This is a genomic window from Streptomyces sp. TRM70350, assembly GCF_019219825.1.
Lineage (GTDB): Bacteria > Actinomycetota > Actinomycetes > Streptomycetales > Streptomycetaceae > Streptomyces.
Genome location: NZ_JAHUXH010000008.1, coordinates 1 through 13288 on the forward strand (window position 1 = coordinate 1; position 13288 = coordinate 13288).

The window sequence follows — 13288 nt, forward strand, 5'->3', positions numbered from 1 at the left end:
GCGGCCCGGATACCTGAAGCGCCGCTCATGCTTGGCAGCAGCGGCTCGATGACCGCCCACAACTCGTCACTGACCTCCCACGGCTTCCGCCGCGACATGGCCACCCCCACACAGCACGGGATCACGTACAACTCCACCGTGCCACAACAAGATCTTTCTGAAAGGACCCCTAAAAAGGGCGAGGCCCGAAGACCCCGCCCGAATCCCACGAAACCCCAGCTCAGGGCCACACCAAGCAATACGGCTGATGCCCCGCCTCATGAAGCCGCTTCGAGAAGTCCTGCCACTCGTGCAGCAACTGGTACACATTGAACGCATCCCGCGGCCCGCCCCGGTCCGGGACCGTCGACCAGATGAAGGCCGCCGCGCCCACCGCCTCCTCGCCGATGCCGCGCAGGGGGTCGACGACGGTCATGGGGAGCTTCACCACCGCGTAGTCGGGGTGCAGGACGACCAGTTCGAGGGGCGGGACCTTGTGGAGGGGGACCCCTTCGATGCCCGTCAGCACCATCGCGGCCATCGTCTCCGGCTTGATCTTGGTGAACATGCCGTTCATGCCGAGTTCGTCGCCGCCGAGTTCCTCGGGGCGCATCGAGATCGGGACGCGGGCCGCCGTAGCACCGTCCGGCGCGCCGAAGTACTTGTACGTCACCCCCACCCGACCACCATTCCTGCTCCCCGCCCGGAGTCGGTCGACCCGCTCGGGCTCACTCGGCACACCCTGTGTCTGACGTGCTTCGGTCGACTCCTCCGCGTCGCGCCGGTGCCTTCCCCGCCGGGCGCGTCGAGGACCCAGGTCATCAGTCCCCTCGCCCAGTCCGCCACCGCGATGCATATCTCCACCCGACTGCTTTTCTAGGACGCGTGGCCCCCGCCGCGCAACCCGATCATCGTGTCAGTGACCTCCCCCACGGCCGCGCGCCGAAACGTGCGGTGAAACACCTGTCCGCAGGATCTTCGCAGTCCCTGAACACCATGCCCCGCAAGAGCTGTGTGTATCAGGTCTCAGTTTCGCAGACGGAGCGGGGGTGGAGGAGGATCGATCACGGGGTGCCGCGGCCTACCCTGAGGAGGTCACTGGCAACCGGAAGTCCGAGAAGTCGGAGAAGTCGCACGTCATGAGCGAACTGCCCTATTCGTACGAAGCGCCCGTCTCGCAGGCTCTATTCGACCGTGCGGCCGCCGTCACGCCCGGCGGCGTCAACTCCCCGGTGCGTGCCTTCCGCGCCGTGGGCGGTACGCCCCGGTTCATGGTGTCCGGCAGCGGGCCGTATCTGACGGACGCGGACGGGCGGGAGTACGTCGACCTCGTGTGTTCCTGGGGGCCCATGATCCTCGGGCACTCCCACCCGGAGGTGATCGCCGCCGTCCAGGAGGCGGTCGCGCGCGGTACGTCCTTCGGGACGCCCGGCGAGGGTGAGGTGGCGCTCGCCGAGGAGATCGTCGGGCGGGTCGGGCCGGTGGAGCAGGTGCGGCTGGTGTCCAGCGGCACCGAGGCGACGATGTCCGCCATCCGGCTCGCCCGCGGGTTCACCGGGCGGTCCAAGGTGATCAAGTTCGCCGGGTGCTACCACGGGCATGTCGACGCCCTGCTCGCCGCCGCGGGCAGTGGCGTGGCGACCTTCGCGCTGCCGGACACGCCGGGCGTCACCGGCGCCCAGGCCGGCGACACCATCGTCCTGCCGTACAACGACCTCGAAGCGGTGCACGCCGCCTTCCACGCCCACCCCGGCGAGATCGCCTGCGTGATCACCGAGGCGTCGCCGGGGAACATGGGCGTCGTACCGCCGCTGCCGGGCTTCAATCAGGGGCTCAAGGACGCGTGTGCGCAGAACGGGGCCCTGTTCATCTCCGACGAGGTCATGACCGGCTTCCGCACCAGCCGCTCCGGGTGGTACGGCGTCGACGGCGTCGTGCCCGACCTGATGACCTTCGGCAAGGTGATGGGCGGAGGCTTCCCCGCCGCCGCCTTCGGTGGGCGCGCGGACGTCATGGCGCACCTCGCCCCGGCCGGTCCCGTCTACCAGGCCGGCACCCTCTCCGGGAACCCGATCGCCACCGCCGCCGGCCTCGCCCAGCTGCGGCTGCTCGACGACGCGGCGTACACCAAGGTCAACGAGGTGTCGCAGCAGATCCAGGCGCTGGTCGGCGAGGCGCTCGCCAAGGAGGGCGTCGCGCACACCGTGCAGAACGCCTCCAACATGTTCTCGGTGTTCTTCACCGACCGCGCCGTGCGCGACTACGAGGACGCCAAGGCGCAGGCGTCGTACCGCTTCACCGCCTTCTTCCACGCCATGCTGGCGAACGGCGTCTATCTGCCGCCGTCGGCCTTCGAGTCCTGGTTCGTGTCCACCGCGCACGACGAGCGCGCGGTGCAGCGGATCGCCGACGCCCTCCCGGCGGCGGCCCGCGCGGCGGCGGAGGCCACGGCATGAGCGCGCGGGACATCACCGTCGTCCACCTGATGCGGCACGGCGAGGTCGCCAACCCGGACGGGATCCTGTACGGGCGGCTGCCCGGCTACCACCTGTCCGAGCTCGGGCGGCAGATGGCCGACCGGGTCGCCGAGCATCTCGCCTCCCGGGACATCACCTACGTCGCCGCGTCCCCGCTGGAGCGGGCGCAGCAGACGGCGATGCCGATCGCCAAGGCGCACGGGCTGGACCTGGCGACCGACACGCGGCTGATCGAGGCCGAGAACGTCTTCCAGGGCAAGGCCTTCGGCGTGGGTGACGGGGCGCTGCGCCGGCCCGGCAACTGGAGGCATCTGGTCAACCCGTTCCGGCCGTCGTGGGGGGAGCCGTACGTCGAGCAGGTCATCCGCATGATGGGCGCGCTGGACGCGGCCAGGGACGCGGCGCGTGGGCACGAGGCGGTGCTGGTGAGCCATCAGCTGCCGATCTGGATCGTGCGGTCGTACGTCGAGCGGCGGCGGCTGTGGCACGACCCGCGCCGCCGGCAGTGCACGCTCGCGTCGCTGACGTCCTTCACCTACGAGGGCGACCGGATCGTCTCCGTCGGCTACACCGAGCCCGCCCGTGATCTCGTCCCGCCCCATCTGCTCGCGGGCGCCAAGCCGGTGAAGGGCAAGGGCAAGGCCTTCGGGGCGTAGCGCTCCGCGGGCTGTGCCGAGATGCGGCTCCGCCGCGGGGCCGCGATGGGCCGTCGATCGTCCGCGGGCTGTTCGTGGCTGGTCGCTCCCCCAAGTTCTCGGCTTCGCTCGAACAGGGGGCCCCCTCGCGGCGGAGCCGCACATTGATGCAGCTCCGCGCCCCTTACGGGGCGTTGTTGCACTCTTGTTGCATTTGTTCCGGAATGCTGGTGAATCGCCGGAACCTCCCCGTTCGTCGTGGCCTCTGACTGGGTGACCACCAGAGAGCGCAACGGACGGGGATGGCATGACTCACATCAGTCGACGGGGAGCGATGGGACTCGGCGTGGGAGCCGCGGCCGCGCTGGGCCTCGCCGGATGCGGAACCCTCACTTCCTCGGACGGGCCGACCCGCGCCGGAGGTTCCGGACGGAGCCCGGAAGGCAGCCCGAAGCCCACCGCCCGCCCGATCGGTGACGGTTCGACCGCCTTCACCGGCAAGCAGCCCAGGCAGCCCGCCAGGCCCGAGCCGCTGGAGCCCGGGCAGACCCCGCCGCAGTTCGTGGTCTTCTCCTGGGACGGGGCCGGCGAGGTCGGCAACGGGCTCTTCCCACGCTTCCTCGACCTCGCCAAGGAGTACGAGGCGCACATGACCTTCTTCCTCTCGGGGCTGTATCTGCTGCCCGAGTCGAAGAAGCGGCTCTACGACCCCCCGAACAACCCGCGCGGCGCCTCCGACATCGGCTACCTCACGGACGCGCACATCAAGGACACGCTGGCCAGTGTGCGCCGCGCCTGGCTGGAGGGGCACGAGATAGGCACCCACTTCAACGGTCACTTCTGTGCCGGGAGCGGCTCGGTCGGCAACTGGACGCCGCAGCAGTGGCGCAGCGAGATCGAGCAGGCCACGTCGTTCGTGAAGGAGTGGCGGACCAACACCGGCTGGACCGATCTGCCGTCGCTGCCCTTCGACTACGGCAAGGAGCTCGTCGGCGGCCGTACGCCCTGCCTGCTCGGCCAGGACAACCTGCTGCCCACCGCCCGCGCGCTCGGCTGGCGCTACGACGCCTCCTCGCCGGGCGGCCGTCAGGTCTGGCCGCAGAAAAAGCAGGGCATATGGGACCTTCCGCTCCAGCAGATACCTTTCCCCGGTCGTTCGTTCGAGGTCCTCTCGATGGACTACAACATGCTCGCCAACCAATCGGTGAACTCCACCAACGCCCCCGCCCACAACTACCCGGGCTGGCGCGAGCAGTCCGCGCAGGCCTATATCCAGGGCTTCAAGCGGGCATACGAGACAAACCGCGCCCCCTTCTTCGTCGGCAACCACTTCGAGCAGTGGAACGGCGGCATCTACATGGACGCCGTGGAGGAGGCCCTCAAGTACATCGCGCGGGAGAAGGAGAAGGGCGAGGACGTCCGGCTGGTCTCCTTCCGGCAGTTCGTGGACTGGCTGGACGTGCAGCAGCCGGAGGTGCTCGACCAGCTGCGCACGCTCGACGTGGGGCAGGCGCCCGCCGGTGGCCGGCAGGGCTTCGTCAAGGCGCCCTCGACCAGCACCGCGGGGTCGCGGAACGCCGCCTGAAATGCGGGTTTCCGCCCGCAAGGGGGGTGCCCAAGATCCCCAGAACGGGCATGCGAAACTTTTCACATGAGTGCCGCCCGCCGCGCCCGTAACCGCACCGCCCTGCTCGCCACCTCAGGCGCCGCCATCGCCGCGCTGCTGCTGTCCGCGTGCGGCTCCGGCGGTACCTCCGGGGGAGGCGGCGACACCAACTTCGTCGCCGGTGCCGACGGCATCGACACCGTCGAGAAGGGCCGGCGGACCGCCGCGCCCGACCTGTCCGGCAAGACCATCGACGGCAAGCAGCTCGACGTCGCCGACTACAAGGGCAAGGTCGTCGTCCTCAACGTGTGGGGCTCGTGGTGCGGGCCGTGCCGGGCCGAGGCCAAGAACCTCGAAACGGTCTACCAGGACACCAAGGGCCAGGGCGTCCAGTTCGTCGGCATCAACACCCGGGACACCAGCACCGGTCCGGCGCTCGCCTTCGAGAAGGAGTTCGGCGTCACCTACCCGAGCCTGTACGACCCGACGGGCAAGCTGATGCTCCGCTTCGAGAAGGGCACCCTCAACCCGCAGGCCATCCCGTCCACGCTCGTCATCGACCGGGACGGAAAGATCGCCGCGCGCACGCTCCAGCCGCTGAGCGAGGAGAAGGTGCGCGAGATGCTCGATCCGGTCCTCGCGGAGAAGTGACGTGACGGCAGTGACCGAGCTCGCCGCCACCGGGCTCAACGACACCGTGCGCAACGGGGCCCTGCTGCTCGCCCTGCCGATCGCGCTGCTCGGCGGACTGGTGTCCTTCTTCTCCCCCTGCGTCCTGCCGCTCGTCCCCGGATATCTGTCCTATGTGACCGGAGTCACCGGCACCGATCTGGCCGAGGCCCGGCGGGGGCGGATGGTCACCGGCGCCTCGCTCTTCGTCCTCGGCTTCACCGCCGTGTTCGTCTCCGGCGGGGCGCTGTTCGGCTACTTCGGTTCGACGCTGCTGGAGCACCAGAGCGCGCTGACGAAGGTGCTCGGCGTGCTCATGGTCCTCATGGGCGTCCTCTTCATGGGGCTGATGCCCTGGCTCACCCAGCGGGAGTTCCGCTTCCACACCCGGCCGGCGACCGGGCTCGTCGGCGCCCCGCTGCTGGGTGCGCTGTTCGGCATCGGCTGGACGCCCTGCATCGGCCCGACCCTCGCCTCCGTGCTGGCGCTCTCCTCCAACCAGGCCAGCGCAGGACGCGGCGCCCTCCTCACCATCGCCTACTGCCTCGGCCTCGGCGTCCCCTTCGTGCTCGCCGCGGTCGCCTTCCGCAAGGCCCTCGGTGCCTTCGGCTGGGTCAAGCGCCACTATGTCTGGGTGATGCGCATCGGCGGGGTCATGATGATCGCGACCGGTGTGCTGCTGCTGACCGGCGCGTGGGACCGCCTGGTGCAGGAGATGCAGACCTGGTCCAACGGCTTCACTGTGGGGATCTGATCGATGAGCAAGACGACGACGAACGCTCCTGAGGACCAGGCTCCTGACCAGGCTCCTGACCAGGCCCCGGACCACGACCTCGGCGCGGCCCGCTCCCAGCTGTCCACCGCGCCCGCCGAGGAGGGACCGGGCCTGCCCGCCCTCGGCGTCATCGGCTGGGCCCGCTGGTTCTGGCGGCAGCTCACCTCCATGCGGGTCGCGCTGCTGCTGCTCCTGCTGCTGTCGCTGGCCGCGATCCCCGGCTCGCTGATCCCGCAGACCGGCGTCGACGCCACCCAGGTCGCCGACTTCCGCGAGCGGCACGAGACCCTCGCGCCGATCTACGACAAGCTCGGCCTCTTCCACGTCTACAGCTCGGTGTGGTTCTCCGCGATCTACATCCTGCTGTTCGTCTCCCTCATCGGCTGTATCGTCCCGCGTACCTGGCAGTTCGTCGGCCAGCTGCGCGGTCGCCCCCCGGCGGCGCCCAAGCGCCTCACCCGGCTCCCGGCGTACACGACGTGGCGCACCGAGGCCGAGCCCGAGCAGGTCCGGGAGGCCGCGCTCGCGCTGCTGAAGAAGCGCCGCTTCCGCGCCCACCTCTCCGGCGACGCGGTCGCCGCCGAGAAGGGCTATCTGCGGGAGGTCGGCAACCTCGCCTTCCACCTCGCGCTGATCGTGATGCTGATCGCCTTCGCCTGGGGCCAGTTGTTCAAGTCCGAGGGCAACAAGCTGGTCCTGGAGGGCGACGGTTTCGCCAACACCCTCACGCAGTACGACGACTTCAAGTCCGGCAACCTCTTCACGCAGGACGACCTGGACCCGTTCAGCTTCACCCTGAAGGACTTCCACGGCACCTACGAGGCCACCGGCCCCAACCGGGGCACCCCGCGCACCTTCCAGGCCGCCGTCACCTACAGCGTCGGCGCCTACGGCAGGGAGCGGAACGCCACCATCAAGGTCAACGAGCCGCTGGAGATCGGCGGCTCGAAGGTCTACCTGGTCAGCCACGGCTACGCCCCGATCGTCACCGTCCGGGACGCCAAGGGCAACGTCGTGATGGACAAGGCGGCCGTGCCCCTGCTGCCGCTGGACGCCAATGTCACCTCCTCCGGCGCGATCAAGGTGATGGACGGCTACCGCAACGCCCGGGGCGAGCGGGAGCAGCTCGGATTCAACGCCTTCTTCGTGCCGTCCTTCGCCGGTGAGGGCCACGGCACGATGCTCTCCCAGTTCCCGGCGCTGCTGAACCCGGCGCTCGCGCTGTCGGCGTACCACGGCGACCTGGGGGTCGACTCCGGTATCCCGCAGAGCGTGTACCAGCTGAACAAGAAGAACCTGAAGGAGTTCAAGGACTCCAAGGGCGAGCTGTTCAAGAAGCGGCTGGCGGTCGGCGAGACCATGACGCTGCCGAACGGGGCCGGCTCGGTCACCTTCGACGGCGTCAAGGAGTGGGCCGGCTTCCAGATCACCCAGCAGCCCGGCAGCGGCTGGGCGCTCACCGGAGCCGTCGCCGCGATCCTGGGCCTGGCCGCCTCCCTGTTCGTCCAGCGCCGCCGCGTGTGGGTGCGCGCCGTGCGGGGCGCCGACGGCGTCACCGTCGTGGAGATGGCCGGGCTCGGCCGCAGCGAGTCCGCGAAGGTGCCGGAGGAGCTGGGCGACCTGGCCGGGACGCTGTACGAGAAGGCGCCGGGCGCGCCCGACCCCGACCACGAACCCGACACAACCGACCCCGCTGTACCTGCCGAAGGGGCTGAGCAGTGACTCTCGCCGCCGCCACCAACGAACACCTCGCGGACCTCAGCAACACGCTGATCTACTCCGCGATGGCCGTCTACACCCTGGCCTTCTTCGCCTACATCGCCGAATGGACCTTCGGCAGCCGCAGCAAGGTCGGCCGCACCGCCGCCGCGCTCACCACGACGAAGAAGGCCGAGGTACCCGCCGTCACGGTGAAGAACGCCGGTGGGACCGCCGTACTGGAGCGGCCGAAGGTCGTCGTCCGGGCCGCGGCGGGCAGCCGGGACGTACCCGACGGGCCCGGGGCGCACGGCGGGGACGAGAAGGGCGACCTCTACGGGCGTATCGCCGTGTCCCTCACCGTGCTCGCGTTCCTCATCGAGTTCGGCGGTGTGCTCGCTCGGGCCCTGTCGGTGCAGCGGGCGCCGTGGGGCAACATGTACGAGTTCAACATCACCTTCTCCACTGTCGCCGTCGGTGTGTACCTCACGCTGCTCGTGCTGAGGAAGAACATCCGCTGGCTCGGCCTCCCCCTGGTCACGTCGGTCCTCCTCGATCTCGGCCTGGCCGTCACTGTCTTGTACACCGCCAGCGACCAGTTGGTTCCCGCCCTGCACTCGTACTGGCTGTACATCCACGTCTCCACCGCGATCCTGTGCGGTGCCGTCTTCTACGTCGGCGCGGTCTCGACGCTGCTCTACCTCTTCCGCGACTCCTACGAGAACAAGCTCGCGGGCGGCGGCAAGCCCGGGCGCTTCGCGACCTCCGTGCTGGAGCGGCTGCCCGCCGCGGCCTCCCTCGACAAGTTCTCCTACCGGGTCAACGCCGCCGTCTTCCCGCTGTGGACGTTCACGATCATCGCGGGCGCGATCTGGGCGGGCGACGCGTGGGGCCGCTACTGGGGCTGGGACCCCAAGGAGACCTGGTCGTTCATCACCTGGGTCGCCTACGCCGGCTACCTGCACGCCCGCGCCACGGCCGGCTGGAAGGGCCGCAAGGCCGCGTACCTGGCGCTGATCGCGTTCGGTTGCTGGCTGTTCAACTACTACGGCGTGAACATCTTCGTCTCCGGCAAGCACTCCTACGCCGACGTGGGGCTGAGCGCCCTCCAGTCCGTCGGGTTCTGAGCCCGGCGGCACGTGGAAGGGGCCGGTTTCCCCGACTGTCCGCTCCACATGAGAGCGCTCGGCCGGTCGGAGACACTGGTGTCATGACCGGTTCCATCGAGCAGGGCACCAGCCAGACCCACGGGAACACGCACATCCTGCACTTCCTGGTGCGGCTCCCGCGCCCCATGGAACAGGTCTGGCCCTCGGTGGCCACCGCCGCGGGGCTCGCGACCTGGTTCACCCCGGCGGACGTGCTCGAACCCCACCTCGGCGGCGCGGTCACCCTGCGTGACATCGGCTCGGGGCGGATCACCGCCTGGGACGTCGACCGGGTCGCCGAGTACACGGTGGAGGGCGGTGGCCGCATCCGGTTCCATCTGGAGCGGGACGGGGAGCAGGGCAGCGCGCTGCGGTTCACGCACGAGTTCGAGGGGGAACGGGAGTCGGAGCACCGCTGGCGGGCCCGTTTCGAACGGCTGATCGACGTACTGGGGAAAGGCCCTCAGAGCGACGGCCGGCGACAGGCGTGACTTCCACCTCCACGAGGGGCTGTGCGAGGCCGCGCAGCGAGCGGCGGCGGCTCCGCCTTTCCGGGGCTGTCACCCCTCGCTCGGGCCTCGCGTTTCGCCCAGCAGGGCGAGGAGTTCGTCGAGCATGCGAGGGAACAGGGGCAGGTGGTCGTCGAACGCGGTGGCGAAGTGGCTGTAGACGGCCATGCAGGTCAGGCCGTAGATCTGCCGCCAGCAGGTGATCATCAGAAGGGCGACGCCGAGCGGGAGATCCGGCCCCCTGGCCCATGAAGCGGCGGTAGGCGGTCAGCTGACGGGCCAGGGCGGGGTCGAGTTCGTCGTCGGCCAGTTCACGGAGGAGGACCGGGTCCAGGGCCTCGACAGAGGCGGTCAGCCGGGCGTAGCCGGAGCCCGTCAGGAGGTCGGACTCGGCGGGGTGGGCGAGCGGCCAGCCGAAGACGGCCCGGGTGCCGCGTGATCCGGAGGGCCTCGTCGACGGTTCGGGCGATACGGGCGCGGGCCTCGGGGGCGCCGGACCGCCAGGGCCGCAGGTCGATGGTCGGGATACGGGGGTTGCGGGAGCTGCGGGGATCACTCACCGATGTCCTCATTCCACAGAGCCGGGTTGTCCTTGATGAAGGCGCGCATCATCGCCACGCACTCGGGATCGTCCACGAGCACGATCTCCACACCGTGCTCCGCCAGCCAGTCGTGCCCGCCGTGGAAGGTGGCCGCCTCGCCGATCACCACCCGGGAGATGCCGAACTGCCGGACCAGACCGGAGCAGTACCAGCACGGCGAGAGGGTCGTCACCATCGTCGTACCGCGATACGACCGCTGCCGCCCCGCGTTCCGGAAGGCCGCCGTCTCCGCGTGCGCCGACGGGTCGCCGTCCTGCACACGCCGGTTGCGGCCACGGCCGAGGAGGGCGCCGTCGGGGCCGTACAGCGCGGCACCGATCGGGATGCCACCCTCGGCGAGCCCGGCACGGGCCTCGGCGACGGCGGTGGCGAGCCATGCCTGTGACAGTGCCTCGTCCAGTTCCTGATCCATACGTCAACTCTGCGGGCGCGGCGACTCCCGGGCAACGTCCGGCCGACCCGACGCGACCTTGCTCGACGCCGGGTGGTGGTGACCACGGCGCCACCACGGCCGCCCTCACGACACCCGTTTTCCGCCGTCAGGCCCCCGGCGCACCCACCGGCACCGGGGGCCCCTCCGCGATCAGCGCGCCGCCCGCCGCCCCACCCGCCGGGCCCAGTTCGACCACCCAGTCCGACGCCGCGATCACGTCCTCGTTGTGCTCGATGACCAGCACGGTGTTCCCCAGGTCCCGCAGCCTGCGCAGTACGTCGACGAGCCGCGCGGTGTCGGACGAGTGCAGCCCGATGGTCGGCTCGTCGAGGACGTACAGCACACCGGTGAGTCCGGAGCCGAGCAGCGCGGCGAGCCGCAGCCGTTGCGCCTCGCCCGCGGAGAGGCTGGGCGTCGCCTGATCGAGGGTCAGATAGCCGACACCGACGTCGACGAGCCGCCGTACCCGCTCCTGAAGGTCCGCGACGACCGGCTCGGCGAACAGCCACTCCGCGCCGGTGGCCCGCTCCCGCGCCCCGCCGAGCCACCCGGCGAGTTCGTCGAGCGGCAGCCGGGCCGCGTCGGCGATCGACAGCCCGTGCACGGTGACGGCCCGGCTCTCCGGCCGCAGCCGCGTCCCCGCACACGCGCCGCACTCCTCCTTCACCATCAGCCGCTCGGTCTTCTCCCGGTACTCGGTGTCCTCGATCCGCTCGGCGTACCGCCGCATCAACGCTGTCACCACGCCCTCGAACCGCCCCGCCGTCACGGTCGCGGGCGGCTCCACGCCGGGGAAGTGCCGCCGGAACCCGGGACTCTCGACGCCGTACAGCAGCAAGTCCCGCTGCGGTATGCCCAGTTCGTCGACGGCGACGGACACGTCGAAGTCGATCCCGTAGTGCGCGGCGGCGGCCGTGAGCAGGTGCAGGTTCCGTTCGGTGGCCTTCGGATGCCAGCCGAGCACGGCACCGGCGGCCACCCCGAGGCTCCCGTCCACCAGTCGCCGCACATCCGCCCGGAACACCTCCCCGAGCCCGGTGCACCCGGGGCACGCCCCGGCGGGCTTGTTGAAGGAGAAGGACCCCATCACGAGTCCGGGCACGCCGGTTCCGCAGTGCGGGCACGGCACGACCTCACGAGGCTCGTCGCCCTCGTCCTCGTACGTCGCCGCCTCGGACTCGTACGACGGTGGTACGCCCTTTCCGCATCCCGGGCACGGCCGTACCCCGATCCGCGACCACAGCAGCCGCAGATAGGTGAAGACCTCGGTGACCGTGCCGACGGTGGAGCGGGGGCTGCGGTTGGTGAGGTGCTGGTCGACGCTGATCGACGGGGACAGCCCGGTGATGGAGTCCACCGACGGCCGGCTGACGAGACCGGTGACCATGCCCAGCGACTCCATGTACTGCCGCTGGCCCTCCCGGTGGAGGGTGTCGAGCGCGAGCGTGGACTTGCCGGAGCCGGACAGTCCGGTCAGCACGACGAGCTTGTTCTTGGGGAGGGAGAGGGAGACGTTCTTGAGGTTGTGGAGTCGGGCGCCCTTGATGTGTATGCGGTCGGCCATGCCTTAAAGTCTGTCATTGAAGTTCCTGTTGGGGCTTTTTGTGGCAATTCGCCTGGTATGTAGGCTTTCTGGGTCCCGTAACCTTCAAATCCATGACGAACGACGACCGGTTGCGCCCGGTGGACCTCGCCCGCCTGGTCGGCGTCTCCACGCAGCAGATCCGCAACTACGAGGACGCGGGCGTCCTTCCGCCCGCCGCCCGCACGGTGTCCGGCTACCGCACCTTCACCGACACCCACCGCCGGGCCCTGCTCGCCTTCCGCGCCCTGGTGCCCGGCTGCGGCCCGACGACGGCGGCCCGGATCATGCGGACCGTGCACGACGGTGACGTACCGGGCGCGCTGGCGCTGGTGGACGCCACGCATGCCGCGCTGCACGAGGAGCGGGAGCGGTTGCGGGCGACGGGCGAGGCCCTTCAGACCCTCGCCGGTCGCCCCCCGGAGCCGCTGCCCCGCTCCGGGCTGCGCGTCGGCGAGGCGGCCGCGCTGCTCGGCGTACGGCCCTCAGCGCTTCGGGTGTGGGAGGCGGCGGGCCTGCTGTCGCCACGCCGGGAGCGCGGGACGGCGTACCGCGTCTACGGCCCCGAGGACGTGCGGGACGCCCGCCTGATCCACACCCTGCGCCGCAGCCACTACCTCCTGGACCAGATCCGGCCGGTGCTGGACGACGTACGCCGCGAGGGCGGTACGGAGGCGCTGCGGACGGCGATCACCGACCGGGGGGAGGCCCTGAACGCCCGTACGCGCGCGATGCTCGCGGGGGCGGGGGCCTTGCACGGGTACCTGGGCAGCGTCATCGAGCGGCGGCCCTGATCGGGGTGGGCGCGAGCGTGCTCAGGGTGCTGTGTTGTCGTCGCCGTCCTTCTTCTTTTCCTTCTCGTCCCTCTTGTCCTGCTCCTCCTCGGACAGCGACCTGAGGAACTCCGGGTTGTCGTCCGGCGCGACCCACTGCCGACGGTGACCGGCGGGCCCGGCCGGGCGGCGCTGCTTGCCCGCGATCAGCCAGGAGATCGAGCCGACGAGGGGGAACAGGAGCACCAGGATCGCCCACAGCGGCTTCGGCATGTGCCGGATGTCCTTCTCGTCGGTGCTGATGCAGTCGATGAAGGCGTACACGCTCAACGCCAGTGGTACGACGAACATCAGGATCCGGAGCATCGGCGGTCACCTCGTGGAACGACGGTCGGAAGCCGC

14 protein-coding genes and 2 pseudogenes are annotated in these 13288 nt (G+C 70.2%); 9 read left to right on the plus strand and 7 right to left on the minus strand.

Annotation, left to right across the window (positions count from 1 at the left end; all coding sequences use genetic code 11):
- Positions 1-98, minus strand: a pseudogene (locus tag KWI83_RS14855) (IS5/IS1182 family transposase); the annotation flags it as partial.
- 122 nt (positions 99-220) lie between these two features.
- Positions 221-835 (minus strand): hypothetical protein, encoded by a 615-nt coding sequence (locus KWI83_RS14860; protein WP_218514844.1) that lies wholly within the window; start codon positions 833-835, stop codon positions 221-223.
- A 283-nt stretch (positions 836-1118) separates the two neighbouring features.
- Here KWI83_RS14860 and hemL point away from each other — a divergent pair, with 283 nt between their 5' ends.
- From hemL to KWI83_RS14900, 8 genes are all read left to right on the plus strand, one after another.
- A complete protein-coding gene (gene hemL / locus KWI83_RS14865; protein ID WP_218514845.1) occupies positions 1119-2435 on the plus strand; it encodes a glutamate-1-semialdehyde 2,1-aminomutase in 1317 nt (438 codons plus the stop codon).
- Positions 2432-3112, plus strand: a complete 681-nt coding sequence (locus KWI83_RS14870) for a histidine phosphatase family protein (protein ID WP_218514846.1) — start codon at positions 2432-2434, stop codon at positions 3110-3112. Before hemL ends, KWI83_RS14870 begins: the two co-directional genes overlap by 4 nt.
- Before the next feature lie 286 nt (positions 3113-3398).
- Positions 3399-4676 (plus strand): hypothetical protein, encoded by a 1278-nt coding sequence (locus KWI83_RS14875; RefSeq protein ID WP_218514847.1) that lies wholly within the window; start codon positions 3399-3401, stop codon positions 4674-4676.
- Positions 4677-4742: 66 nt separating this feature from the next.
- Positions 4743-5348 carry a TlpA disulfide reductase family protein gene (locus KWI83_RS14880; RefSeq protein ID WP_218514848.1) on the plus strand — a complete coding sequence of 202 codons (606 nt, stop codon included), beginning with the start codon at positions 4743-4745 and terminating at the stop codon, positions 5346-5348.
- A gap of 1 nt (position 5349) precedes the next feature.
- Positions 5350-6120 (plus strand): cytochrome c biogenesis CcdA family protein, encoded by a 771-nt coding sequence (locus tag KWI83_RS14885; RefSeq protein WP_218514849.1) that lies wholly within the window; start codon positions 5350-5352, stop codon positions 6118-6120.
- 3 nt (positions 6121-6123) lie between these two features.
- Positions 6124-7863: a cytochrome c biogenesis protein ResB gene (locus KWI83_RS14890; protein WP_218514850.1), complete on the plus strand. Its 1740-nt coding sequence runs from the start codon at positions 6124-6126 to the stop codon at positions 7861-7863.
- Positions 7860-8966 carry a c-type cytochrome biogenesis protein CcsB gene (gene ccsB, locus KWI83_RS14895; RefSeq protein ID WP_218514851.1) on the plus strand — a complete coding sequence of 369 codons (1107 nt, stop codon included), beginning with the start codon at positions 7860-7862 and terminating at the stop codon, positions 8964-8966. The genes KWI83_RS14890 and ccsB overlap by 4 nt, the downstream gene beginning before the upstream one ends.
- Positions 8967-9049: 83 nt before the next feature.
- The gene (locus KWI83_RS14900; RefSeq protein WP_218514852.1) at positions 9050-9478 is read left to right on the plus strand and encodes a hypothetical protein; all 429 of its coding nucleotides are present in this window, start codon (positions 9050-9052) and stop codon (positions 9476-9478) included.
- A gap of 69 nt (positions 9479-9547) precedes the next feature.
- Here the strand turns inward: KWI83_RS14900 and KWI83_RS14905 are convergent, their stop codons facing one another.
- The 4 genes and pseudogenes from KWI83_RS14905 to KWI83_RS14915 all read right to left on the minus strand — a co-directional run bounded on the left by KWI83_RS14905 (position 9548) and on the right by KWI83_RS14915 (position 12095).
- The gene (locus KWI83_RS14905; RefSeq protein ID WP_218514853.1) at positions 9548-9703 is read right to left on the minus strand and encodes a hypothetical protein; all 156 of its coding nucleotides are present in this window, start codon (positions 9701-9703) and stop codon (positions 9548-9550) included.
- Positions 9704-9936: 233 nt separating this feature from the next.
- A pseudogene (locus tag KWI83_RS38540) lies at positions 9937-10068 on the minus strand (isopenicillin N synthase family oxygenase); the annotation flags it as partial.
- A complete protein-coding gene (locus KWI83_RS14910; RefSeq protein ID WP_218514854.1) occupies positions 10049-10510 on the minus strand; it encodes a nucleoside deaminase in 462 nt (153 codons plus the stop codon). The gene KWI83_RS14910 and the pseudogene KWI83_RS38540, both read right to left, overlap by 20 nt.
- A 127-nt stretch (positions 10511-10637) precedes the next feature.
- On the minus strand, positions 10638-12095 hold the full coding sequence (locus tag KWI83_RS14915; RefSeq protein WP_218514855.1) for a hypothetical protein: 1458 nt from the start codon (positions 12093-12095) through the stop codon (positions 10638-10640).
- Positions 12096-12187: 92 nt separating this feature from the next.
- On the opposite strand from KWI83_RS14915, the gene KWI83_RS14920 reads away from it, so the two are divergent.
- Positions 12188-12907, plus strand: coding sequence for a MerR family transcriptional regulator (locus KWI83_RS14920; RefSeq protein ID WP_218514856.1), 720 nt, complete (start codon positions 12188-12190; stop codon positions 12905-12907).
- A gap of 21 nt (positions 12908-12928) precedes the next feature.
- On the opposite strand, the gene KWI83_RS14925 is transcribed toward KWI83_RS14920, so the two are convergent.
- On the minus strand, positions 12929-13252 hold the full coding sequence (locus tag KWI83_RS14925; RefSeq protein ID WP_218514857.1) for a PLD nuclease N-terminal domain-containing protein: 324 nt from the start codon (positions 13250-13252) through the stop codon (positions 12929-12931).
- Positions 13253-13288 lie beyond the last annotated feature (36 nt).

Coding starts and splice junctions, on each gene's coding strand:
- KWI83_RS14860 (WP_218514844.1), bottom strand. CDS start 835: ATGCATCGCGGTGGCGGACTGGGCGAGGGGACTGATGACCTGGGTCCT.
- hemL (WP_218514845.1), top strand. CDS start 1,119: ATGAGCGAACTGCCCTATTCGTACGAAGCGCCCGTCTCGCAGGCTCTA.
- KWI83_RS14870 (WP_218514846.1), top strand. CDS start 2,432: ATGAGCGCGCGGGACATCACCGTCGTCCACCTGATGCGGCACGGCGAG.
- KWI83_RS14875 (WP_218514847.1), top strand. CDS start 3,399: ATGACTCACATCAGTCGACGGGGAGCGATGGGACTCGGCGTGGGAGCC.
- KWI83_RS14880 (WP_218514848.1), top strand. CDS start 4,743: ATGAGTGCCGCCCGCCGCGCCCGTAACCGCACCGCCCTGCTCGCCACC.
- KWI83_RS14890 (WP_218514850.1), top strand. CDS start 6,124: ATGAGCAAGACGACGACGAACGCTCCTGAGGACCAGGCTCCTGACCAG.
- KWI83_RS14900 (WP_218514852.1), top strand. CDS start 9,050: ATGACCGGTTCCATCGAGCAGGGCACCAGCCAGACCCACGGGAACACG.
- KWI83_RS14905 (WP_218514853.1), bottom strand. CDS start 9,703: ATGATCACCTGCTGGCGGCAGATCTACGGCCTGACCTGCATGGCCGTC.
- KWI83_RS14910 (WP_218514854.1), bottom strand. CDS start 10,510: ATGGATCAGGAACTGGACGAGGCACTGTCACAGGCATGGCTCGCCACC.
- KWI83_RS14915 (WP_218514855.1), bottom strand. CDS start 12,095: ATGGCCGACCGCATACACATCAAGGGCGCCCGACTCCACAACCTCAAG.
- KWI83_RS14920 (WP_218514856.1), top strand. CDS start 12,188: ATGACGAACGACGACCGGTTGCGCCCGGTGGACCTCGCCCGCCTGGTC.
- KWI83_RS14925 (WP_218514857.1), bottom strand. CDS start 13,252: ATGCTCCGGATCCTGATGTTCGTCGTACCACTGGCGTTGAGCGTGTAC.